Genomic DNA, 23165 nt, shown 5'->3' on the forward strand with positions numbered 1-23165 from the left:
CTGCCACGACGACATCGAGGGGAATTACCGGGGCATCATGGCCAACTGCCTACTCTGCACCACCACGGCCCCGGTGGAATCGAGAATGTCGTGATCCTCTTCGAACCACGTGCTGCCCAACACATCCGAACTCGCCCGAACCCGCAGCCAGCCCGGTGCAGGCAGCCTGCGCAGGTACGTCGTCAACTGCACGGTCGGCGCCCAGCCGAACAGTCCACGGTTCATCGTGACCGGAGCGCTGATGTCTCCCGCCATGATCGCGAACAACACCGCGGTGTCGACATCCGCTTCGTCATCGGACCGAGCGCGCACCCACATCCGCACCTCCGGCTCCCCCTGAGCGCCGGTGAGAAAGTGCGCGGACGTCGTGTCGATCCGCATGTCGCAACCTTGACCGACATGCACGATCTGCGCCATCGGATGATCACCCTCTACCGCGGCGGCGTGCTCCGACGGTTCCGCAGGCATGTCGTCGATCGACGAGGTGCTCACGAAGGCAGGCACGTCGCCGTCGGGAATGCCGAGTGTGACCGCGGCGCGGACGGCAACCCTTCCCGCCTGACTCAACTCGACGTCCACCAGCGACACCTGGCGCCCCTGCTTCTGCACTGTCACTGCCAATTCCACGTCACCCGGATCGGGTGCGGCAAGGTAATTCGCGCTCACGGCGATAGGTTGCATCGCACGCACACCGTCGTTGTCGGAAGCGCCGTCGCGCAACGCCGCTCTCGCAGCCGCCGCGCACACTGCCATCATCGACCCGCCGTGAACCTTGGGTCCGATGGTCCAGATCGGGTCGATCGTTGCGCGGAAACGGCCGCCACCGAGCGATTCCAGTCGGTTCAGATCACGAAAAGGGCTGGTGCTCATCAATTTTCCTTCATCCGGTTTGTCGTGTGCTCCGCAGGTGACGTGAACTTTGCGGATCCTAGGTCTTGGTGCGCCAAGCGTCGTAGTGCTGTCAGGACCGGTTCGTACATCGCGGTCCCGAGGACCGCGTACCGAACTGCCTCTTCCGTCGAACCGAGCGGCATCAGATCGATTTCCACTTCGGCAATTCCTCGAATGTGTTCTCCGTAAGCCCGCAGTCGTTCCTCGCTCAACGTCAGACCTGCTCCTTCGAGACCGATCAGCGCTTGTTCCAGATGAGCGACGGCGACGTACCGCGGGTCGTACACCTGCCCGAGAAACTCCAGCACCTTCTGCGCCCGCGGAAATTCGTGCACCGGATCGTTGTCGACGTGGGGTGGCAGCTGGGCGATGGCGCGTCCGATCCGCTCGAATTCGGAGAGGTCCGTCGCCGAGACGAGATCGAGAATCGCACGTATGCGCGGAATGGAGAGGCCCGCCCCGGAGAGCGCTCTGATCAGCCCGAGGCGACGAATGTGATCGTCGCCGTACTGTGCGCCGGTCGCACTGGTGGGTTCGCCCGCCATCAGCAGACCCTCACGCAGGTAGTACTTCACAGTGGGCAGTGCCACGCCGGATCTGGCCGACAGTTCGGAAATCTTCATCGCGCTCCTCGCCCCCTCACTAGATACCAATACTATCCAACCGAAATGCGCCCGTGATCCCACCCCTGCGTGGACTATCCTCGGACGTTCTAGCGAACACTAAGAAACGATTGTCGAGCGGAGCTCACAGGCACAATGGCAAGAAAACCTTCTGCACCGCCCCAGGACGCTGCACTGCCCCAGGACGAAGGGTGGCGCACCGTCGAACCACTGACACTGACGCCGCTCCTCACAGCAGCCCTGGCCACCTTCCACGAATTCGGGTACCACGGCGCCTCCGTCCGCGATATCGCCAAACGCGCCGGCGTCACCGTTCCGACGCTGTACTACCACCACGAAAACAAGCAGGGCATTCTTGTCGCCTTGATGATGACCGGCATCGAAGCGGTCACCGTCCGGGCACGCGAAGCGGTCGACGCTGCCGGACCCTCCCCTACCCGACAATTCGGAAACCTTGTCGAGGCCGTTGTATTGCACATGACCAGCCGAACGGACATCGCTTTCCTCGATTCCGAACTGCGCTACCTCGAAGACACAGAGCGAAAAGCCTATGCGGCCAAGCGAAAGCATCTCGAGAACCTTCTGGCCGACGTCCTGAGCGCCGGTGTCGAACAGGGCGAGTTCACCGTCACCGACATCGCCGGCACCGGGCGCGCCATGCTGGGTATGTGCCAATCGGTGGCGCTCTGGTTCCGGCCGGACGGTCCGCAGACACCGCACGAAGTCAGTGTCTTCTATCGAGAAATCGCACTCAACGCAGTGGGCGCCGTCGCCACTGTCTGATTTGACCGGTCCAGTCGAACGTCACATCTGTTCACTGCCACCGAAACCGGGACGCGCCGACGGTCTCGGGTCCACACTTAGATACAGAACGACGGGGTGGACCCGAAGACCGAGGGAGTTCTTGAAGTATGGCCGACAACAATCCATTTGTTCCTCCTAGTGCGGTCGACGTCGACCTCTCTGCGGTCGCGTGGGGCGCGAACCGGACGATGTCCGATTTCGAGACCGGGATGTGGCGGATGGAAGAAGCGCAACCACAATTGCGCTCGCCGATCGTCGCGGTAGAAGTCCTCGACCAGGCGCCCGATTGGGATCGTCTTCGCGGGGCTGTCGAATGGGCGTCGCACGTCGTACCCCGCATCCGGATGCGCGCTGTCGAACCCACCCTGAACCTGGGTAACCCGGTCTGGTCGGTAGATCCCGAATTCGACATCGGGTACCACTTGCGACGCGTCCGTCTACCCGCGCCTGCCGATTTCGATCACGCACTGCGTATGTGCCGCCACCTCGCCACCGAACCGTTCGACAAGGCTCGCCCGCCGTGGAGCGCACTGCTCATCGAGGGACTGGACGACGGCCGCGCGGTTTTTGTCGTCAAAACCCACCACTCCATCACGGACGGCATGGGCGGAATCCAGATGATGACGCTCCTGCACAGCAGGCGCGCCGATCCCACGCCGGACAAGCCCGATCGCACCCCGCCGCCGGCAGAGCATCTGTCCTCGATCGGTGCTTTCGGCGAAGAAGTTATCGGCGAGATCCGTCGGGCGCCGTCGCGAGTGGCACGACTCCTGCGCGGCGTCACCAACATCGCGGCCACCGCGATCACACAACCGATCACCACAACCACCGAGGTCCTGGACTACGCCAACTCGCTGCGCCGAATTGTCACTCCGCCCGCCAGTTCCGGTTCTCCACTCCTACGTGAACGCGGTCTCGGTCGCTGGTTCGGAACCTTGGAAGTTGGTGTGCCCGAACTCAAAGCGGGCGCAAAAGCGGCCGGCGGCTCACTCAACGACGCGTACGTCGCAGCTCTACTCGGCGGATTCCGTCGCTATCACGACGCGTTCGGTCAATCGGTCGACAGTGTTCCCATGGGGATGCCGGTCAGCATGCGCACCGGTTCGGATCCGTCCGGCGGCAACAGATTTGCCGCCGTTCGCTTCAGCGGCCCGATCTCGGAGACGGACCCGGCCAAACGAATCCGGCAGGTCCGCGAAATCGTTCTGAACCTTCGCGAAGAGCCGGCACTCGACGCCGTCGACCTGGCTGCGCCCGTCCTCGCGCGCCTGCCAAATCAGCTCCTCGCGAGCTGGTACCTGTCCCAGTCCACCGGACTCGATCTGCAAGCGAGCAACGTTGCGGGCGTTCCCGTCCCGGTCTATCTTGCCGGCGCGAAGATCGAGCGGATGTTCCCGTTCGGTCCCGCCCCTGGCTGCGCCGTGATGGCAACGCTGGTCTCGCACGTCGGAATCTGCTGCATCGGAATCAATATCGACACCGCAGCCGTCACCAAACCTGCATTACTCATGCAGTGCATCCAAGACAGCCTCGATGAGATCGTGGCCCTCGGAACCGCTGCGGAAGGTGCGTGAGTCATGACCGCAGACGTGACCCGACAGAATGTATACCTGACCGAGCCGATGACCGAGGCCGAAGCAGGCGTGCTGCGAAAGTGGTTGGCCGACAAAGCTCGCGGCACAGCGCAGCCGTCGACTACCGTCGCGATCACCGATCGCACGCTCGGCGAACTGTCCCGCCGAACCGACGACCCGATGCTCGCTCCGTTGCGAGTGGTGTGGCTACCCAGCAACCGAACCGAACAGAACGTAGCAGGGCGCGTTCGCAATGCGCTCGCCCCGCGAGATCCGTTGCACCCCGGCCGGAGCGCGCAGCGCCGCACACTGCGTACCGACCCCGACCGGTGCCAGGTCATCGAGGGCCAGCCCGCCCCGCTCAGCGACCTGTCACGCCGCCTCGACGAAAGCGGCGGCGGATCTTTGCCCGAGTTCATCCGCCGTCAGGCTGCCCTCTCCCTCGAGCGAGCAGAACTCGAATTGATCGGCGGGCAGTACAAGGTGTCGCGATTTGTCGTCGACGAAATCACCGACACCCGGCGCTTCACCACCGAGACCATGGCCCTCTCCGACCGTCTCGGCATCGCCGTTGCCGAAGTGGACCGGCGTGCGCGCGAAGCACTCGAGGAAATGGTTGCCACCCAGAGCCGCCAGGCAATCGCGGTGTGGGATCGTTTGGGACGCTACTTCGCTCGCGCGTACACGATCGATGTCGACACCAGCCGATTCGACGAACTGCGGGAGCTCAACAAGGAACATTCACTTGTCTTCCTTCCCAGCCACCGCTCGTATCTCGATCCGCTGGTGCTCCGCCCCGCACTGATCAACAACGGCCTTCCGCTCAATCACGTGATGGGCGGACTCAACATCAGTTTCTGGCCAATGGGGTCCATCCTCAAGCGCAGTGGCACCGTCTTCATCCGTCGTAGCATCGGCGACGACGAGGTCTACAAGTGGTCGATGCACGAGTACATGCGGTACCTGCTCACCAAACGATTCAATCTCGAGTGGTACATCGAAGGCGGTCGTGGACGCACCGGCAAACTTCGTCCGCCGCGTTTCGGGTTGATGACGTATCTGGCCAAGGCTTTTCACGTCAGCGGCGCCTCCGACGTCTACCTGGTGCCGGTGGCGCTGAGCTACGACCAACTCTACGAAGTCGGTGCCATGGCCGCCGAGGCCCTCGGCGCCGAGAAGAAGCCTGAAGGCCTGCGCTGGATGTTCGGATACGTTCGGGCGCAAGGCAAGAGGAACGGCGTCGCACACGTCACGATCGGGCGGCCACTTTCCTTTGCCGAAGCACTCCGGCAAGAACCCGACCAGCGCCTGGCCATTCAGAAGGCGGCGATCGAAGTGTGCCACCGCATCAACGAGGTGACGCCGATTACGGTGTCCTCTCTCGCGATGCTCCCCTTCCTCGGAATCGAGGATCGCGCGCTCACCGTCACTGAACTCACCCTCATCCTCACGCCCCTGTTCCAATACATCACGGCGCGCAAACTACCGCTCGCCGGCGATGTGGAACTCGACGATCCGCACGTCATCGACAAGGCACTGCAGACGCATGTCGAGTCGGGCGTGCTGATGCATTTCGACAAGGGCGGCGAAAAGGTCTTCTACCTGGGCAAGGATCAGGGTCTTGTTGCGGCGTTCTACCGCAACAACACCATTCATTTCCTCGTCGCCCGGGCAATCGCAGAACTGGTCCTACAAGCGGCGGTAGACGAGCAGTTCACCGACCCGATCCTCGACGGCTGGAACGAGGCCAAACGCATTCGGGACCTGATGAAGTTCGAGTTCTTCTTCAGCGACCGGGACACCTTCGAAGAAGAGATGCGTACCGAACTGGACCTGATCGACCCCAGTTGGAGCTCGGTCACCGCCGACCCGAACCGCACCGCGCACATCATCGAGGGCGTTCGCCCTTACCTAGCCCACCGTGTACTGCAACCGTTCCTCGAGGCGTACCAGGTGGTGGCCGACCAATTGGTCCTCGCGCCGGTGTCGAAGTCCTTCGACGAAAAGTCGTTCACCCGCAACTGCATCGACGTGGCCCACGAGCGTCGGTTGCGCCAGCAGATCGCCAGCAGCGAATCGGTATCCGGCGAATTGTTTGCCACCGCACTCAATTTGGCCCGCAATCGCAATCTCGTGGAAGCCGTGGACGACGGGGTCACCGCGCGTCGGATTGCCTTCGCCGAGGAACTGCGGGTTCTGGTCGACCGGTTGCGGCGGATCCGCGAACTCGCCCACTCCCGCCTCGACGCGGCAACCAGATCCTATGGCGCCGCAGCCACTCCCAATCCCACCCCTCACGAGGAAGCAGGACCGTGACCGGACTCGAGCGTCTGCACGCCGCGATCAAAGCGGCCCCAGCCGGACCCGACACCATTGCCGCGTTCGACCTGGACGGCACCCTCATCAGCGGGTACTCCGCCAGCGTTGTCTACCGTGATCGACTGCGGCGCTTCGATATCAGCCTCGGCGAACTGCTGCGGACCACCGGCGCCGCCATCGACACCCAGTTTCGCGGTGCCGACGTCGGCGCGCTCATGGACATCGCAGTCCGCGCGCTTACCGGCCGCACCGAGGAAGAACTGAACGACTGGGGCGAGCGGCTGTTCAGGCAGGAAATCGCCGCGATGATCTACCCCGACGCTCGCGAGATTCTCGCGGCGCATCGAAAGGCCGGTCACACCGTTGTGATGGCCACATCGGCCACGCCGTTCCAGGCCCGAGGGGTTGCCGCGGATCTCGACATCGAAGACGTGCTGTGCACGGAAATCGAAGTGATCGACGGCATGCTCACCGGCGACCTGTCGGCGCCGGCACTATGGGGTCCCGCGAAGGCCGACGCACTCGCGGCCTACGCCGAGAAGCGCGGCGTCGATCTGCGGAATGCCTTTGCGTATTCCAATGGTGCCGAAGATGTTCCGATGCTCGAATCCGTCGGCCGCCCCGTCGCCTTGAATCCGGATCGCACCCTGGCGAGTGTCGCGAGGCGCAAGGGCTGGCCCTCCGTCACGCTGCGTAAACCACAACGCGGAGCAACTCCCCTCTCGACGGTGCGCACCGCCACCGCGATGGGCGCATTAGCTGCCACTGCTGTGGTGGGCTTCTCGGCCGGTTTGGTCACCGGCAACCGGCAACTGGGAGCCAACCTCGTGGGCACATACGGCCCGGATATCTCCCTGTCACTGTTGGGCATCGACGTCGAAATCGACGGTGAGCACAATATATGGGATCACCGCCCAGCCGTCTTCATGTTCAATCATCAAAGCTCGCTGGACCTGCTGGTACTGGGCACCGTCATCAAACGCGACGTGACCGGAGTGGCGAAGAAGGAAGCGGCAAACGATCCTCGCTTCATTCCGATCGGCGCCCTGTTGGACGTCGCGTACATCGATCGATCCAACACCGCCAAGGCCAAGGCGGCATTGCAACCGGCCGTCGACAAGCTGAAAAACGGCGTCTCGATAGTCATCGCGCCCGAGGGAACACGTTCCGCCACACCAAAACTCGGGGCATTCAAGAAGGGCGCGTTCCACCTGGCCATGCAAGCGGGAGTTCCCATCGTGCCGGTTGTGATCCACAATGCCGGTGAACGCATGTGGCGTAATTCCCTTGTCGCCCATCCGGGCCCGGTCTACGTTTCGGTTCTCGACCCCATCTCCACTACAGGATGGCAACTCGACGACCTCGATTCTCACATCGAGGAAGTGCGCTCACAGTTCGACGCAGCGCTCACTGCCGGGCATCGCTGAATATCGGACATCGCTGACAACCACCAAAGATTCAGGCCAGGTGCTCGCGTGCAAACGCGAGTGCCTGCGCCAGCATCGAGGATCTTTCCCGCCGCGTGCGAGCATTCTGGGTATTGATCTCGAGGACGGCCTGGCCGGTGAAACCTGTTGCGGCCAGGTGTCGGCATATCTCGGCACAGGGTTGTGATCCGTGGCCGGGAATCAGGTGCTCGTCCATCGACGCGCCTCGCCCGTCCGCGAGGTGCAGATGCTGGAGTCCCTTGCCCATTCTCGCAGCCAGTTCGAACGCGTCCATGCCGGCAGTTGCGGTGTGCGACAAGTCGAGTGTGTAGTGGGAATGATCGGAATCGGTGGGATCGTACGACGGACTGAACGCCGACAACGCCGCACCGGGACCGCCGCGCTTACGCAGTCGCTCGGCCGAGCGGTCCTTGCCGCCGAAAAAGCTGTCGGCACGCATGGGGAACATATTCTCGACAGCTACGACGACGCTGCTTCGCGATTCGAGGTCGACGACCTGATCCGCAAATCCGTCGGCATATTTGCGTTGCCACCGAAACGGCGGGTGCACAACCACAGTGGTGGCGCCCAACGTCTCCGCAGTGCGGACGGACCGCTCGAGCTTCTCGATCGGATCGGCTCCCCACACACGCTGCGAAATCAGCAGACACGGCGCATGAACTGCCTGCACCGGAATTCCGTATTTGCGCACCAACGCCGCAACGCCACCGACGTCCTGGCTGACCGACTCGGCCCACACCATCAATTCGATGCCGTCGTATCCCAAATCGGCCGCGTAGCGGAACGCGGCTTCGGTGTTCTCGGGATAAACCGAGGCCGTCGACAAGCCCACAGCGATCATCGTCGGATCAACCCGAGGTCAACAAGAACGCCAGCGGACCCAAGGTCACGATCATGCCGACAACGACCGCAATCACAAAACTCGTGATGTCGTCCGTTTTCCGCAGAACTCGAACAACCGCCACCAGACCGACGATAACGATCAGGGCAAGTACCAGCGCCACCCACGGCAGCATGTCCCAGAGCTTCTCGAAACCCTTGAACATCGCGCCGCCGATGATGAGCGCAACAACAACCTGTCCTGCCAGGATCGCCCATTCACGGATCGAGTTCCGATCGCCGGTGTCTTCTGCAGTGGCAGGCTCGGTCGGTGCAACCTCTTCCACGGAAGCAGGCGAGGGCTCCGGCGCTGCGGCGGCTGGTTCCGTCGAACCGGCATTCTCGGCCGGTTCGTCGCTGATCGAGGCCATCATCTCGGTGCTGACATCAGCGTCAGCCGGGCTTGGCGCGACTCGCGGAGGCAGGATCGGCGAGCGCATCGACGGATTCTGGGAAACCTCGCGTTCTTGCCGCATCAGGTCACCTGCCAACGTCTGACCGGACAGCAGAGCAGGCTCCTGCGTCACCTTCGGTGGCCCAGCCGGCACCGGCTTCCTGGTCGTGGTCTCGGGCACGTCCTGCTGAGACACAACCGGCACAGCCTGGGTCGACACAACCGGCACAGCCTGGGTCGGCGGGAGAGGCGCAGCCTTCTTCGGCTCGACGGGTGCGCGGCTGACCCACTGCCCCGGCGCGCTCTTGGAGATCGGCTTGTGAAGGTCGATCTTGGTGTCGTCCGAATCGTCGTTCTCGACCGACTGCGTGAACTCGGTCACCGGAGCCTGAGTGGACTCAGGCTTGGTCTCGACGGTCTTGGTCTCGACGGTCTTGGTCTCGACGATCTCGGTCTCGGCAGGCTTGGTTTCAGGCGGTGCCGGGGGTGCGTCCGATTCGGCTGCCGAACGTGAACCGGCAGGCCGAACGATCGGAATTTCGCCGGTGAGTTCAGCTACGGAGATACCTCCGGCCACGCCCCGACGACGACGCCCACCGCGGGACTCGACCGTCTGACCGTTCCGCTTGAGCAGTTCCGCTACGGAAATCTGCTGACTGTCCTCGGTCATCAAGCACTCACCACCAATTCACCGCCCATTTCTGTGTCGAGCTTCCGCAGAATCAGACCCTCGCGCAATGCCCACGGACAAATTTCGAGTTCGTCCACTCCGAGCGCTCGCATGGTTGCTTCTGCGATGAGTGCGCCGGCCACAATCTGCTGTGACCGATCTGCACTCACTCCTTCCAATTCTGCACGGTCTGACGCCGTCATCCTGGATATGAAGGCTATGAGTTGCCTGAGTCCGCTGGCGGTCAGGGTCCGTTTGGCACGCGGCCCGGCTGCGGACGGTGCCGCGCCGGTGAGCCTGGCCAAGGAGCGGAAGGTCTTCGAGGTGCCGACGGTCCGGTCCCAGTCACCGGCGCTGCGGAGTTCCTTGGCTGGTCCGAGCAGTTCTGCGTCCAACCAGTCGCGAAGCACGGCGACGCGGCGCTTGCCGGGCGGGTCGGCGTGGAGCCAGTCCCGGGTGAGCCGGCCTGCGCCGAGCTGGAGTGAGAACGCGACGTCCGGATCCTCGTCGCCGCCTGCGGTGAGCTCGAGCGAACCTCCACCGATATCGAGGTTCAGGATGCGTCCGGCGCTCCAGCCGTACCAACGGCGGACCGCAAGGAAAGTCAATCGGGCTTCGTCGACACCGGAGAGCACCTCGAGCCCTACGCCCGTCTCGGCGCGCACCCGGGCGAGCACGGCTTCGGAATTGTTGGCGTCACGCACGGCGGAGGTGGCAAACGCCATCATTTCCTCACATCCGGACATTTTGGCGATACCGGCGAATTCCCCGACCGTGGAGACCAGCCGATCAGCCCCGACGACGGTGATGTCGCCCCGGTCGTCGGTGTTTTCCGCCAGCCGCAAAGTCGCCTTGGTGGAGCTCATGGGTGTTGGGTGGCCGCCACGGTGGGCGTCCACTACCAGTAGATGAACGGTGTTGCTTCCGACGTCGAGTACCCCTAGTCGCACATCGCCACGTTACTGGGTCTACGGTCTGCCCTTGTGACAGCAGGTAACCCAGACCGGTCCCACAAGATGACTCCAAGCCCCGAGGTCGACCTCGATTTCCCGCGCGAGTGGGTCGAATTTGTCGACCCCGACAACTCCGAACACCTCATTGCCGCCGATATGACGTGGCTGCTCTCGCACTGGACCTGCGTGTTCGGTACTCCGGCATGCCAGGGAATTCTCGGCGATCGTCCCGACGACGGATGTTGCTCGCACGGCGCGTTTCTCTCCGATCAGGAGGATCAGGACAAGCTCGATGCGTCAGTGAAACTGCTCACAGCCGAGGACTGGCAGTTCATGGAGAAGGGTCTCGGCAAGAAGGGCTACGTCGAGGAAGACGACCTCGAGGACGAGCCGGCGCTGCGCACCCGCCGCTACAAGGGCGCGTGCATTTTCCTGAATCGGCCGGGTTTTGCGGGCGGCCAGGGGTGCGCGCTTCACTCGATGGCGCTCAAGAAGGGCATCGAGCCGCTCGAGGTGAAGCCGGACGTGTGCTGGCAGCTTCCGATCCGTCGTACCCAGGACTGGGTGGACCGCCCGGACGGGGTTCAGATCCTCAAGACCACGATCACCGAGTACGACCGCCGCGGCTGGGGCGAGGGCGGCGACGACCTGTCCTGGTACTGCTCGGGCTCGCCCGACGCTCATGTCGGCCAGAAGCAGGTGTGGCAGTCGTACGCCCCGGAGTTGACCGAGTTACTCGGGAAGGCCGTTTACGACGAGCTGGCTCGCCTCTGCAGGCGCCGGGCCGGGCTCGGCCTTATCGCAGTCCACCCGGCAACCACGATCGCTCAGAACAAAGCTCAGGCGTAAAAACAACTTCAGCCGCCCCACACGACGTGTGGGGCGGCTGAACTTTTTCGTCGTTCTTTCAGGCTTCGAGCTTGTATCCCAGACCACGTACGGTCACGAGATGCTCCGGCTTGGCCGGGTCCGCTTCGATCTTGGAACGCAGCCGCTTCACGTGCACGTCAAGGGTTTTGGTGTCGCCGACGTAGTCCGCTCCCCACACACGATCGATCAACTGGCCGCGGGTGAGCACGCGTCCGGAATTGCGGAGCAGGTACTCGAGGAGATCGAACTCCTTGAGCGGCAACGTGATCGGATTCCCACCCACCTGGACGACGTGGCGTTCGACGTCCATCCGGACCGGTCCGGCTTCGAGGACACCGTTTTCCGAACCCAGGTCTGCCTCGTTCTCGACGCCGCGGCGCAGCACGGCCCGGATACGGGCAATGAGTTCGCGGGCCGAATACGGCTTGGTCACGTAGTCGTCCGCACCGAGTTCGAGGCCGACAACCTTGTCGATCTCGCTGTCGCGGGCCGTCACCATGATGACGGGCACACCGGAACGAGTGCGCAGCGCCTTGCACACGTCGGTACCGCTCATACCGGGAAGCATGAGGTCCAGCAGCACGATGTCTGCGCCGGAACGATCGAATTCCGCCAAGGCCGACGGGCCGTCGTTGACGATGGTGGTCTCGAACCCTTCCTTGCGGAGCAGGAACGCCAGCGGATCCGCCAACGACTCCTCGTCCTCCACGATCAGCACCCTCGTCATCGTTTGGCCTCCATGCCTGTGTCTTTACTGCCTGAGTCTCGTCTACCGCTTCGCCCGGAACCGAGTGTTCCCGCGTCGCCGTCGTCGAGGTCGTCGGTCTCCTCCACATGCGCTGGTATCTGCAAGGTGAAGGTGGACCCGGTTCCTGGTTTGCTCCATACGTCGATGGAGCCGTTGTGATTGGCCGCTACATGCTTGACGATCGCGAGCCCCAGTCCGGTGCCTCCGGTCTGGCGCGATCGTGCTTTGTCGACCCGGAAGAATCGCTCGAATACGCGTTCCTGGTCGGCTTTTGCGATTCCCTCGCCGCGATCGGTCACGGCGATGGCGACGTTGCCACCGCGCATCGAGCGACTGACCGACACCGGAGAACCCTTGGGCGAGTATGCAATCGCATTCTCGATGAGATTGGACAGTGCGGTAACGAGCAACGTCTGATCGCCGAGAACTTCGAGTCCACTCGGATGATCGGTGGTGACGGTGATCTCGGCCGCCTCGGCCGACAACCTCGACCTCGACAACGCTTCGGAGACAACGGTATCCACGTCCACGACATCGAGGTCGGGAAGTTTCTCGGCTCCTTGCAATCGTGAAAGCGCGATCAGTTCCGTCACCATCTTGCCGAGGCGAATCGACTCGCTGTGCACTCGTTCGCCGAAGTGCCGCACCGACTCCGGATCGTCGGCGGATTCCAGCAGTGCTTCTGCCAGCAAACTCATCGCTCCGACCGGGGTTTTGAGTTCGTGACTGACGTTCGCAACGAAGTCGCGTCTCGTCGCCTCCATGCGAACCTGCTCGGAATCGTCGTCCGCGAACAAGACCACGAAATTGCGCTCGTCCTTGCTGAGCAGACGCGCCACCCCGCGAACCGCGATCTTGTCGCGTCCGCGTTGGACGGTTGTGGCCGTCAGATCCACTTCGACGGGTTGCCCGGTCTCGAGCACCTTCAGGGCTGCCTGCCACGCCCGCTCGTCGACGCGGCGATTCTTGACAAGCCCCAACTCTTCCGCGCGGGGATTGAACAGCACCACGTCGTGATAGCCGTCGACAACGGCGATACCGCTCTCGGACGCCAGCACGATCAGGTCCAGGACCTGCGACATTGTCAACCCGGTCTGTTCTGCAGCACGTTCCCGGTGCCGTGAGCTCAGCCTCGGAATCAGCACACCTCCGACGAGGTATCCGATCAAGCCGCCAACCACGATCAGCAGCACTGCAGTTGCGACACTCACGGCGCAATCGTACGTTCGCGCGTCGAGTGGGTTACGGCGGGTTCGAGCATTTCCGCCCACGTCATCCGCCCGGTGGGCGGCGTTGGCGCGCCGTTCATCTGTTGTTCGCCGAAGCCCCCCGAACAGTCAGTTCGAGGGGCTTCGGAAGTCATCATGATGGCGCTACTTCGCGCCCTGATTCGCCACTGCGGCAGCGCCTGCGGCAGCCGCCTCGGGATCGAGGTAGGTGCCGCCCGGGTTGAGCGGCTGCAGGTTCTCGTCGAGGTCGTAACGCAGCGGAATGCCCGTCGGGATGTTGAGACCGGCGATGTCCTCGTCGGAAATACCGTCGAGGTGCTTGACCAAGGCGCGCAGCGAATTGCCGTGAGCGGTGACCAGAACGTTCTTACCTGCGAGCAGTTCCTGGGAGATCGTGTCTTCCCAGTACGGGATCAACCGCTTGACGACGTCGAGCAGGCACTCGGTCAGCGGCACCTCGTCGAGGTTTGCGTAACGCGGATCGGTGTCCTGGCTGTATTCGCTGCCCGCTTCGATGGCCGGCGGCGGCGTGTCGTAGCTACGACGCCACAGCATGAACTGATCGTTGCCGTACTCCTCTTTGGTCTGAGCCTTGTTCTTGCCCTGCAGGGCGCCGTAATGGCGCTCGTTGAGGCGCCAGTCGCGGACGACGGGGATCCAGTGGCGATCGGCCGCATCGAGTGCGAGGTTGGCTGTGCTGATCGCGCGGCGAAGCAGCGAGGTGTAGAGGACATCGGGCAGCAGGCCGTGCTCGGCGAGCAGTTCGCCGGCGCGCTTGCCTTCGGCCATGCCCTTGTCGGTCAGGTGTACGTCCACCCAGCCGGTGAACAGATTGAGTGCATTCCATTCGCTCTCGCCGTGGCGAAGCAGGACCAGTGTTCCGATACTCATGCCGTTCATCCTGGCATGAGTACCGGAACACGTCTTGATCAACCCTGCCGCGAAATCAGCTTTGCGCTGCTTCTGCGGTGCGCAGATCCTTGCGGAGAATCTTTCCGGCCGCGGACTTGGGGACCGTGCTGATGAAGGCGACCTTGCGAACCTTCTTGTGCGGTGAGACGCGCTCGGCGACAAAAGCGATGACGTCGGCCTCGGACAACGCGGCACCGTCCTGCAGGACGACAAACGCCTTCGGCACTTCCTCGCCCTCCTCGTCGAGCACTCCGATGACGGCAGCGTCGGCGATCTGTGGGTGGGTGAGCAGCAACGCTTCGAGTTCGGCCGGCGGAACCTGGTAGCCCTTGTACTTGATCAGTTCCTTGAGACGGTCGACGATGGTGACGACACCTTCGTCGTCGACGGTCGCAATGTCGCCGGTACGCAGGTAACCGTCGGCGTCGAGGGTGTCTTTGGTTGCCTGCTCGTTCCCGAGGTACCCGGCCATGATGTTCGGGCCCTTGCACCACAGCTCACCTGGCGCACTGACCTCACCGGAACCGGCCGCCGGGTATGCAACCTCTTCACCGGTGCCCGGATCGACGAGCTTGCATTCCATGTTCGCGATGGTCGGGCCGCACGAGTCGAGCGGCATGTCGTCCCGGTCGAACGGAATTGCATGGCTGACCGGGCTCATCTCGGACATGCCGTAGCCCTGACGGACCCGGCAGTTCAGGCGATCGGCGACGGCCTTGCCGAGGGCGGCATCGAGCGGGGCGGCGCCGGAGAAAATCGTGTGCACACTCGACAGGTCGTACTGGTCGACCAGTGGATGCTTCGCCAACGCGACCGCGACGGGCGGCGCGACGAAGATGTACGTCGATTTCTGCTCGGCGACGATCCGCAGGAATTCGACGAGATCGAACTTCGGCATCGTGATCAGGCTCGCGCGGGCGAAGAGCGCGGCGTTGAGCAGCACCGTCATGCCGTAGATGTGGAAGAACGGCAGGACTGCGAGAATCTTGTCGTCGGAGCCGATGCCCATCCGCGGCATGATCTGGCAGACATTCGCGACCAGGTTGCGATGGGTGAGCATGACCCCCTTGGGTCGACCGGTAGTGCCTGACGAGTACGGCAGCACCGCGAGTTGGGTGGCCGGATCGAAGGAAACCTCGGGCGGCGTCGCACCTTCACCGAGCAGATCGCGCAGCGAGAGGTGGCCTTCGGCGCCGTCGAGGACGATCACGTTCTCGGCGGGGATGCCGACCTCGTCGGCCGCCGCCTTGGCTTGCGGAAGCAGCGGCGAGACCGTGAAGAGGAACGTGGCCTTCGAGTCGGTGAGTTGCTTGGCGATGTCCTCGGCGGTGTAGAGAGCGTTGATGGTGGTCGCAACGCCACCGGCACGCAAGATGCCGTGGAAGACGGATCCGAACGCCGGGACGTTCGGTGAATGCAGAGCGACGACGTCCCCCACAGCGAGTCCGCGCGCGGCGAGGGCTCCAGCGACGCCGTTGATCTGCGCGATCAGCGAGGCGTACGTGGTGACGGTGCCCGAAGCGCCCTCGACAAACGCGGTCTTGTCGAGATCAGCGGGTTCGATGTTTCCGAACAGGAAGTCGTAGACGCTGACGTTGGGGATGTCGACGTCGGGGAACGGACTCTTGAAGCTCAACGGTGCTCCTCGTGAAGGTTGCGCGGCAAGGCGACGAACAATTTACTGTGACTTACGGAAACAGCATTATTCCGTGATGGTAGTCACAAAGTAAAGAACACCCTACGGGACACATCACCGATATGTCTCACGCATCACTTCTCGGCGGCAGTGTCCAATTCTTCGGCATCCGCGTTCTCTGCGTCCGCTTCTTCGATCAGATGCCTGAACGGTTGCAGGTTCGCCAGCGACTCCCCACGCGAGACACGCCACGCCCATTCACGCTTGATGGACGAGAAGAATCCGAGTTCGAGGATGACGTTGAAATCGCCGTCCGCAGCCTCGAGGACCTGGCCGAGAACCCGATCGAGTTCGTCACCGGTCACCGCATGTTCGGAGATCTTGCCGACGAGGTAGATGTCCCCGACCTTGTCGAGCGTGTACGCCACCCCGTACAGGCGACGGTTCCGCTTGAGCAGGAACTTGTAGACACCCTCGAAGTTCTCGTCGACCTTGCGGCACACAAAAGCTTCGACCCGCACACCGTGGTTCCCGACGGTCAGCAAAGTCGACGTCTTGAGTTTGTGCTCACCGGGAAGTTCGACGATGAAATGGGTGCCGTCGCGCTTCGTGAATTCGAGTTCACGCTCGGTGAGGGCCTGCTCGATGATGTCGGAAACACTGCTCATGTACGCACTCCTCCGGTCCGCCGCAGACGCCACAGTCCCCGCGCGCGGCGGGGCGAGAAGTCGCTGGGACCGGTTCCGTTGTTGTAGTTGACGGCGGCTTTGCGGTAGCTCTCGAGGAGTCCGTCCGCGGTGTGTTCCCACGAGAAGTTCTCCGCGTGACGGGGAGCGCGCTCGGCAAGAGTTTGCAGACGCGCGGGTTCGGTGACCAGCGCTTCGAGAGCGCCTGCCCAATCCTGCGTCTTGTGCCCCTGCACAAGTAGGCCCGTCTCACCGTTGCGAACGGCAACACCCAGCCCACCGACGTCAGCGGCGATCACGGGAGTCCCACAGGCTTGAGCCTCGATGGCCACCAGGCCGAATGATTCCGAATAGCTCGGTACCGCAACAAGATCCGACGCCCGATACACATCGGCCAGGCGCGTCGGCGCTTGCGGCGGCAGGAAGGTCACCTGCGCTGTGATGCCGAGGGTGCGCGCCAGTTCGATCAAGACGTCCGGCTGAGCCAACCCGGTGCCGGAGGGACCACCGACGACCAAGATGCGTAGCGGCAATCCGGGGTTGCGGCTGATGACTTCCGCAGCGGCACGCAGCAGGACGTCCGGCGCCTTGAGGGGTTGAATGCGACCGACAAACGTCACGATCACTTCGTTGGGATTCAGGCCGAACGACGCCCTGGCCCGATCACGATCGCCCGGACGATAGAGCGTCAGATCCGCGCCAGGCGCGACGACGTCGATGCGCGTCGGGTCGGCCCCGTACAACTCGTGGAGAGCTTTGGCTTCGTCGGTGGTGTTGGCAACAAGCCGATCGGACTCGGCCACAACCTGTTGCTCACCGATCTGCCGAGCGGCGGGTTCGGGCGTGTCCCCCTCTGCCATCGACAGGTTCTTGACGGCGGCAAGAGTGTGCGCGGTGTGGACGAGCGGAACGCCCCAGCGGTCCCGAGCCAACCAGCCGACCTGCCCGGACAGCCAGTAGTGCGAGTGAATCAGGCTGTAATAGCCCGGTTCACGACGCGCTTCCTCTCGCAGGACTCCGGCAACAAACGCGCAGAGTTGCGTCGGGAGATCTGCCTTGTCGAGGCCCTCGAACGGACCGGCGGCGACGTTGCGCACCCGAACCCCCGGTGCGGCTTCGACGACGGGAGAGTCTGCCGATGACGTCGCGCGGGTGAAAATCTCCACCTCGACACCACGTTTAGCCAACTGAATCGCGGATTGCAGGACGTAGACGTTCATCCCACCTGCATCACCGGTGCCTGGTTGCGCCAAGGGCGAGGTGTGGACCGACAGTACGGCCACCCGGCGAGGGCGCGAAGTGTGCGTGGGTGTCACGACTCCATAGTGCCCCCTCACCGGGCGCGAACTCTAACCGAGGCTGGAGACGAACGTTCTCACTTCGGACACGAATCGGGTCGGATCCTCGACGAACGGCCCGTGATCGCAGCCGTCCCAGTACGACGCCTGCGACTTCGGAATCAGCTCTTCGGCGTGCTTACCTGCACTCACGTCGACAACGGAGTCTTCGGTGCCGTGCAGAACCAGCGCCGGGATGTCGAGGGAACGGAGCAGTTCGTCGTGACCGACCGCACGGTTGAACAGTGCGGCCCGCACGCGCGGGCGGGTCGCGAGGCTCGCACCGAACAGGGCCTGCGACTGGGCCCCTTTGCCTTCCGGCGGGCCGGTGAGCGCGTTGCCGAACGCGCCGAGTGCCCGAATCGCCTCGCGGGGATCTTCCGACATGGCACCGGGAACAGCGCTGCGCATTGCCGCACCCACCTTGCCGCCCTTCTCACCGCGTCCGATGCTCGTGATCGCCCCGACCAGGACAACGCCGGCCACAGCGTCCGTTCCGTGCGCTGCCAGGTAATCGCAGATCACGAGTCCGCCGTACGACCACCCGAGCAACACGGCTTTCTCGGTGATGCCCTCGGCTGCCAGGACAGCGGCAACATCGCCGGCCCAGTTCGCGCTGTTGTCGTAACCGTCTTCGGGGGCGTCGGAGTATCCGTGGCCGCGTAGATCAACGGCGATCAACCGGTGCGAGGACGCCAGTTCGCTCAGAGCCTGCTCACCCCAGCACTGCGAGGACTGTGCCCAGCCGTGCAGCAGGACCAGCGGGGTTGCTTCCGGGTTTCCGGTTACTCGGTAGACGATGGACGTGCCGTCGACGCTGACGGCTTCACGAATAGACATGCCGTCACGATAGAGGCTGTGACCGCTGCGCCGACGGCAAGCGTGTACGCCGACGAGACTCCGTAGCGGTCGATCAGCTGCCCCGCCAGCGCGGATCCGAGCGCCACGCCGACGCCCAGGCCGGTCACCGTCAGCGTCATACCTTCGGTGAGTTTCTCGGGTGGGACGATCTGCTCGACAAGAGCTGTGGCGATGATGAGCGTCGGCGCGATTGTCGCGCCGGCCAGGATGTAGGCCGCTGCCAGTCCCGCGACGTTGCCGACCAGCAGGAGCGGAATGCTCAGCACGGTGACGGCAATGGACGCGATCATCAGCTGTCCGCGTAGCGAGCGCGTCGGGTGCCGGGACCCGAACACCAAGCCCACGATTCCCGATCCGCCGGCAAACAGGGCGAGGACGACGGTCGCCGACCCGGGCGAGTTCTGTTCCTGGGTGAACGCGATGGCACCGACGTCGATGACGCCGAACATGGTTCCCAGCATCACCATCACGATGATGACGATCCACATCGCCGGGTTCGCGAGAACCGAGCGTCCCCGGCCCGGTATGCGCGGATGAATCTTGGGTTCCGTCGATCGCTGCGCCACCAGTAGGAGCGTGCCGACCACAAGAAGAATTACTCCCGCGAGCGGACCGGCTTCGGGAAACAACCCGATGCTCAGACCGACCGAGAGCACCGGCCCCACCACGAAACAGAGTTCGTCGACGACGGATTCGAACGCAAAAGCTGTGCGCAACTCAGGTTTTCCGACGTAGATCGCAACCCACCTGGCGCGAACCATCGCACCGATCGTCGGGGTCGCACCGGCCGGGATCACCAGAGCGAACAGCAGCCAGTCCGGCGCTTCGAATCTCACGGACAGCAGCAGCGCACCGATCGAGATGGCGCTGACCGCAGCGGCCAGGGGCAGAACCGCGCGCTGCCCGAATCGATCCACCGTGCGGGACACCAACGGCGCTATGACGGCGCAGGACAGCGCAAATACTGCTGCGAGCGCGCCGGCCAGCCCGTAGTCACCACGAAGTTGCGAGATCATCGTCACGATTCCGATGCCGATCATCGCGATCGGCAACCGCGCGATGAAACCGGCGGCGGAGAAGGCAATGGCGCCAGGGGCGGCGAATATTTCGCGATATGCCCCCATCAGGCCTTTATCGTCGGAACTGGTCATGACTTATTCTCGTGCACCCCACAAGGTTCACAGAATATGTGCAGCCACCACAAATCCCGGCTCGAGTTGACCTGTCGGTAGCTTGCCCTACGATTGCGCGAATGAGTGTCCTGGTGTGTTTCCACGCCCATCCCGACGACGAAGTATTCATCACGGGTGGCGTCATGAGAATGGCTGCCGACGCGGGTCATCGCGTTGTTGTCGTCACGGCCACCGACGGTGCGCTGGGTGAGTATCCCGACGGCCTGTTGGACGAGCACGAATCATTGGCGGAGCGTCGCAGCCGCGAACTCGAGGCGTCCACCGATGCCCTCGGTGCCAGCCGTGTCGTGTCGCTGCACTATCCGGATTCCGGAATGGTCGGCACCCCCGAGAACGAGAATCCCGACGCTTTCTGCAATGCCGAAGTAGACGAGGCGGCCGAGCGTCTGGCAGAAGTTCTTCGCGAGGAGAACGCCGACATCCTGACGATCTACGACGCCAATGGTGGTTACGGACACCCGGACCACATTCAGGTGCACTACGTCGGCATTCGGGCGGCTGAGCTCGCGGGCACACCGCTCGTCTACGAGGCGTCCACCAACCGCGATCACATGAAGATGCTGATGCTTGCCAACCCGGAGTGGACGGAAGAAGCGCAGCCACCGGACATCGAGACGTTCGGCCTTCCAGCCGAACAGCTCACCACTGCCGTCGACGTCAGTTCGGTGATCAGCTCGAAGCGCGCGGCCATGTACGCGCACGCCACACAGGTCGGGGATTTCGGGCCGTTCCTCGAAATGCCCACCGAGCAGCTCACCGCGGCATTCGGTACCGAGTGGTTCCGTCGACGCAACGCCCCGGACGGCCTGTCGGAAACTGCGCTTCCGCTGTAGCCGAAGCTCCACATCGGCTTCGACTTCTGGTTAGCATCGGTAGGCATGGACCTCGAACAGCTTGTCGCGAGCATGCCTTTTGCCGTTCATACCGGAGTGCAGTTGGACAGTGCGACCTCCGAAGAGGTTGTCGGGCACCTCGATTGGGACAACCACCGCACCACCGCCGGTAACGGAATGCACGGCGGCGCCTTGATGACGCTGGCAGACAGCGTCGGCGCCGTCTGTGCATTCCTCAACCTGCCACCCGGCGCCGGCACCTCGACTACCAGTTCGTCGACGGTCTTCACTCGGGGTGTCCGCAAGGGCACCGTCACTGCAACTGCCCGGCCACTGCATGCCGGCCGCAGCACCATCGCGATAGTCACCGAACTCCGGGACGACGAGGGCCGTCTGGTCGCTCAGGTCACGGCATCCCAGGCAGTGTTGGGGCCGTGAACCTTCCCGGGTACCGGTCATCCGGCGCCACCGCGCCGTACGGCAATCTACTTGCCTCGCACGATGTTGCGATGGAAGGCTATTTCTGGCGGTTCACGCTGCCGGAAAGCGGCCGCGTTGTCATTGCACTGGCGGGAATCAATCGAGCGGCCGACGGCCATTGGTCGACGCTCGCGATAGCCGCGCATCCCGGCGGTTTCCTCAGCGACACAGAGCATCCCGGCGGATATGCCGATCCTGACCGGCTTGGGGCCTATGCGGACAACGCTTTTCGCGGCACGACGGATCAGGTACACGCCGATCTCGAGACCGCGCGTCTGGACGTTCGCATCTCGAACCAGCGATTCTGGCCGCGTCGACGCTTCGGCGGTTCCAGCTATTTCCAGTCTGTTCCCGCTCTCAATCAGTACTGGCATCCGTGGCTTCTCGGTGGCAGAGCCGAGGGCGCCGCGATCATCGACGGCGAGACCTGGGATCTCACCGGAGCACAGGTGTACGGCGAGAAGAACTGGGGCAAGGGTGGTTTCCCCGAATCCTGGTGGTGGGGCCAGGCTCAGGGGTTCACCGACCCGAATGCATGTATCGCCTTCGCAGGCGGGCAGATCAGCGCGGGGCCGCTTCGCACCGAAGTCACCGCCGTTGTTGTCGCACTGCCCGACGGAACCGTATTCCGGCTGGGAAACCCGGTCACCTCGCCCGTGACCACAGTGGTTGCCGACGACCGCTGGACACTACGCGGCCGCAATCACCTCTGGAGTGTCGAGATCGAGGGCAGCGCTCCCCTGTCGGACGCCCATATCCTCCCGGTACCTCTTCCCGCGCAGCGCCGCAACGTTCCTGGCGCACTGGAACATCTGGGTGCCACGTTGACTGTGACCGTACGTCGGCGAGGCGCTGTGTACTGGACCGACACTTCTCACCTCGCGGCCCTCGAGCACGGCGGGTTGGACCGCGCCCAATCGGAAGTCACGAGACGGGAGCAGATCGCGCCAGATCTATGAGCGCCGACGCCGCCGGATTCTTGCCGCCGCGGGCGCGCCACACCAGTTCCAAGCGGGACCGGGCCTCAGGTTCGAGGTTGATCCGATGCAACTGTCCCACTGCGGATTCCGGGATAACCGCCATCCCCAACCCCTGCGCTGCCAGCGAGACGATAATCCCGAGATTGCTGGCCTCGAGCGCAACTGTGGGGGCGACGCCTACCGCCACGCAGGCCGCGTCGAGGCACGTCCTGATACCGGTTCCCGACGGAAGGGCAGATCACGGACCGCGTCCCGAGTTCCGCGAACGGCAGAGTATCCCGTTCGGCAAGTGGATGATTCGCGGCCACTCCCGCCACCAGTCGCTCATCGGTGATCACGCGGGATTCGAGGCCCTCGGGCAGCTCCCCCGCCACCCCGACAACCGCTATGTCGAAGGTTCCGTCCGCGACACCGGCAAGAAGGTTGCGTGAATCATCTTCGGCCAGAGAGATATCCAGACCCGGATGTCGGAGGTGCAGCCGAGCCAGGAGATCTGTCAGGTCAGCCGAAGCACAGGCCGTCACCATCCCGACGGAAACCGAGCCTCGGACCAATCCTTTCAGCGCGTCCACGACGTCGCGGACGCTGTCCACGGAGGCCAAGGCAGCGCGAGCGTGGGGCAGCACAGCGCGCCCCGCTTCGGTGGGACGTACGGTCCGGCCGCTTCGATCGAGCAGTTCCTGCCCCAGCTCCCGCTCGAGGCGTTTGATCTGCGCACTCACACCTGGTTGAGCGACGTGGAGACGCTCGGCCGCGCGGGTGAAATTCGCTTCGTCGACCACTGCGACGAAGTACTCGAGTTGCCGAAGTTCCATAACTGTTGATTCTAGCTATGAGACAAACCA

23 protein-coding genes are annotated in these 23165 nt (G+C 63.5%); 8 read left to right on the forward strand and 15 right to left on the reverse strand.

Translation table 11 applies throughout. The features are described from left to right. Positions 1–24: 24 nt before the first annotated feature. Both CJ178_RS11660 and CJ178_RS11665 read right to left on the reverse strand, forming a co-directional pair. The gene (locus CJ178_RS11660; RefSeq protein ID WP_095886736.1) at positions 25–870 is read right to left on the reverse strand and encodes a thioesterase family protein; all 846 of its coding nucleotides are present in this window, start codon (positions 868–870) and stop codon (positions 25–27) included. Next, positions 870–1514, reverse strand: coding sequence for a MerR family transcriptional regulator (locus CJ178_RS11665; protein ID WP_033235497.1), 645 nt, complete (start codon positions 1512–1514; stop codon positions 870–872). Before CJ178_RS11665 ends, CJ178_RS11660 begins: the two co-directional genes overlap by 1 nt. Before the next feature lie 135 nt (positions 1515–1649). On the opposite strand from CJ178_RS11665, the gene CJ178_RS11670 reads away from it, so the two are divergent. The 4 genes from CJ178_RS11670 to CJ178_RS11685 all read left to right on the forward strand — a co-directional run bounded on the left by CJ178_RS11670 (position 1650) and on the right by CJ178_RS11685 (position 7638). After that, the gene (locus CJ178_RS11670; protein ID WP_045063862.1) at positions 1650–2297 is read left to right on the forward strand and encodes a TetR/AcrR family transcriptional regulator; all 648 of its coding nucleotides are present in this window, start codon (positions 1650–1652) and stop codon (positions 2295–2297) included. A 128-nt stretch (positions 2298–2425) separates the two neighbouring features. After that, on the forward strand, positions 2426–3892 hold the full coding sequence (locus CJ178_RS11675; protein ID WP_033235498.1) for a wax ester/triacylglycerol synthase domain-containing protein: 1467 nt from the start codon (positions 2426–2428) through the stop codon (positions 3890–3892). Positions 3893–3895: 3 nt separating this feature from the next. Continuing rightward, positions 3896–6208, forward strand: a complete 2313-nt coding sequence (locus CJ178_RS11680; RefSeq protein ID WP_095886737.1) for a glycerol-3-phosphate 1-O-acyltransferase — start codon at positions 3896–3898, stop codon at positions 6206–6208. After that, positions 6205–7638: an HAD-IB family hydrolase gene (locus CJ178_RS11685; protein ID WP_095886738.1), complete on the forward strand. Its 1434-nt coding sequence runs from the start codon at positions 6205–6207 to the stop codon at positions 7636–7638. Before CJ178_RS11680 ends, CJ178_RS11685 begins: the two co-directional genes overlap by 4 nt. Before the next feature lie 31 nt (positions 7639–7669). Here the strand turns inward: CJ178_RS11685 and CJ178_RS11690 are convergent, their stop codons facing one another. Genes CJ178_RS11690 through CJ178_RS11700 form a run of 3 tightly spaced genes read right to left on the reverse strand, consistent with a single transcriptional unit; the run spans position 7670 to position 10552 of the window. Then, positions 7670–8500, reverse strand: a complete 831-nt coding sequence (locus CJ178_RS11690; protein ID WP_033235501.1) for a sugar phosphate isomerase/epimerase family protein — start codon at positions 8498–8500, stop codon at positions 7670–7672. 7 nt (positions 8501–8507) lie between these two features. Continuing rightward, positions 8508–9602, reverse strand: coding sequence for a hypothetical protein (locus CJ178_RS11695; RefSeq protein WP_095886739.1), 1095 nt, complete (start codon positions 9600–9602; stop codon positions 8508–8510). Next, positions 9602–10552, reverse strand: a complete 951-nt coding sequence (locus CJ178_RS11700) for a Ppx/GppA phosphatase family protein (protein WP_033235503.1) — start codon at positions 10550–10552, stop codon at positions 9602–9604. The genes CJ178_RS11695 and CJ178_RS11700 overlap by 1 nt, the downstream gene beginning before the upstream one ends. Before the next feature lie 66 nt (positions 10553–10618). On the opposite strand from CJ178_RS11700, the gene CJ178_RS11705 reads away from it, so the two are divergent. Next, positions 10619–11404 (forward strand): hypothetical protein, encoded by a 786-nt coding sequence (locus tag CJ178_RS11705; RefSeq protein WP_033235504.1) that lies wholly within the window; start codon positions 10619–10621, stop codon positions 11402–11404. Between the two features lie 58 nt (positions 11405–11462). Here the strand turns inward: CJ178_RS11705 and CJ178_RS11710 are convergent, their stop codons facing one another. The 8 genes from CJ178_RS11710 to CJ178_RS11745 form a co-directional block, all read right to left on the reverse strand. Beyond that, complete coding sequence (locus CJ178_RS11710) at positions 11463–12152, reverse strand: response regulator transcription factor (protein ID WP_033235505.1); 690 nt, start codon at positions 12150–12152, stop codon at positions 11463–11465. Next, entirely contained in the window at positions 12149–13384 is a 1236-nt protein-coding gene (locus tag CJ178_RS11715; RefSeq protein WP_092802151.1) for a sensor histidine kinase, read from the reverse strand. The genes CJ178_RS11710 and CJ178_RS11715 overlap by 4 nt, the downstream gene beginning before the upstream one ends. Before the next feature lie 162 nt (positions 13385–13546). Next, a complete protein-coding gene (locus CJ178_RS11720) occupies positions 13547–14302 on the reverse strand; it encodes a phosphoglyceromutase (protein WP_172936322.1) in 756 nt (251 codons plus the stop codon). A gap of 46 nt (positions 14303–14348) precedes the next feature. Continuing rightward, entirely contained in the window at positions 14349–15950 is a 1602-nt protein-coding gene (locus tag CJ178_RS11725; RefSeq protein ID WP_095886740.1) for an AMP-binding protein, read from the reverse strand. Positions 15951–16084: 134 nt separating this feature from the next. Then, positions 16085–16618 carry a YbjN domain-containing protein gene (locus CJ178_RS11730; RefSeq protein ID WP_095886741.1) on the reverse strand — a complete coding sequence of 178 codons (534 nt, stop codon included), beginning with the start codon at positions 16616–16618 and terminating at the stop codon, positions 16085–16087. After that, the gene (mshA, locus tag CJ178_RS11735) at positions 16615–17973 is read right to left on the reverse strand and encodes a D-inositol-3-phosphate glycosyltransferase (RefSeq protein WP_179300742.1); all 1359 of its coding nucleotides are present in this window, start codon (positions 17971–17973) and stop codon (positions 16615–16617) included. The genes CJ178_RS11730 and mshA overlap by 4 nt, the downstream gene beginning before the upstream one ends. A 12-nt stretch (positions 17974–17985) precedes the next feature. After that, the gene (locus CJ178_RS11740) at positions 17986–18813 is read right to left on the reverse strand and encodes an alpha/beta fold hydrolase (RefSeq protein WP_095886743.1); all 828 of its coding nucleotides are present in this window, start codon (positions 18811–18813) and stop codon (positions 17986–17988) included. Further along, the gene (locus tag CJ178_RS11745) at positions 18759–19985 is read right to left on the reverse strand and encodes an MFS transporter (RefSeq protein WP_095886744.1); all 1227 of its coding nucleotides are present in this window, start codon (positions 19983–19985) and stop codon (positions 18759–18761) included. The genes CJ178_RS11740 and CJ178_RS11745 overlap by 55 nt, the downstream gene beginning before the upstream one ends. A 101-nt stretch (positions 19986–20086) precedes the next feature. Here CJ178_RS11745 and CJ178_RS11750 point away from each other — a divergent pair, with 101 nt between their 5' ends. The 3 genes from CJ178_RS11750 to CJ178_RS11760 are packed head-to-tail and all read left to right on the forward strand — an operon-like array spanning position 20087 to position 22299. Continuing rightward, the gene (locus CJ178_RS11750; RefSeq protein WP_033235511.1) at positions 20087–20860 is read left to right on the forward strand and encodes a PIG-L family deacetylase; all 774 of its coding nucleotides are present in this window, start codon (positions 20087–20089) and stop codon (positions 20858–20860) included. 45 nt (positions 20861–20905) lie between these two features. Then, positions 20906–21298, forward strand: coding sequence for a PaaI family thioesterase (locus CJ178_RS11755; protein WP_033235512.1), 393 nt, complete (start codon positions 20906–20908; stop codon positions 21296–21298). Next, positions 21295–22299, forward strand: coding sequence for a tocopherol cyclase family protein (locus CJ178_RS11760; protein ID WP_033235513.1), 1005 nt, complete (start codon positions 21295–21297; stop codon positions 22297–22299). Before CJ178_RS11755 ends, CJ178_RS11760 begins: the two co-directional genes overlap by 4 nt. Here CJ178_RS11760 and CJ178_RS33200 read toward each other — a convergent pair. Further along, positions 22265–22423: a hypothetical protein gene (locus CJ178_RS33200; RefSeq protein WP_373557450.1), complete on the reverse strand. Its 159-nt coding sequence runs from the start codon at positions 22421–22423 to the stop codon at positions 22265–22267. The genes CJ178_RS11760 and CJ178_RS33200 overlap by 35 nt on opposite strands. Further along, positions 22365–23135: a LysR family transcriptional regulator gene (locus CJ178_RS11765; protein WP_373557451.1), complete on the reverse strand. Its 771-nt coding sequence runs from the start codon at positions 23133–23135 to the stop codon at positions 22365–22367. Before CJ178_RS11765 ends, CJ178_RS33200 begins: the two co-directional genes overlap by 59 nt. Positions 23136–23165: the final 30 nt, after the last annotated feature.

The sequence above is a fragment of the Rhodococcus sp. ACPA4 genome, from assembly GCF_002300185.1.
Classification (GTDB): Bacteria; Actinomycetota; Actinomycetes; order Mycobacteriales; family Mycobacteriaceae; genus Rhodococcus_F; species Rhodococcus_F globerula.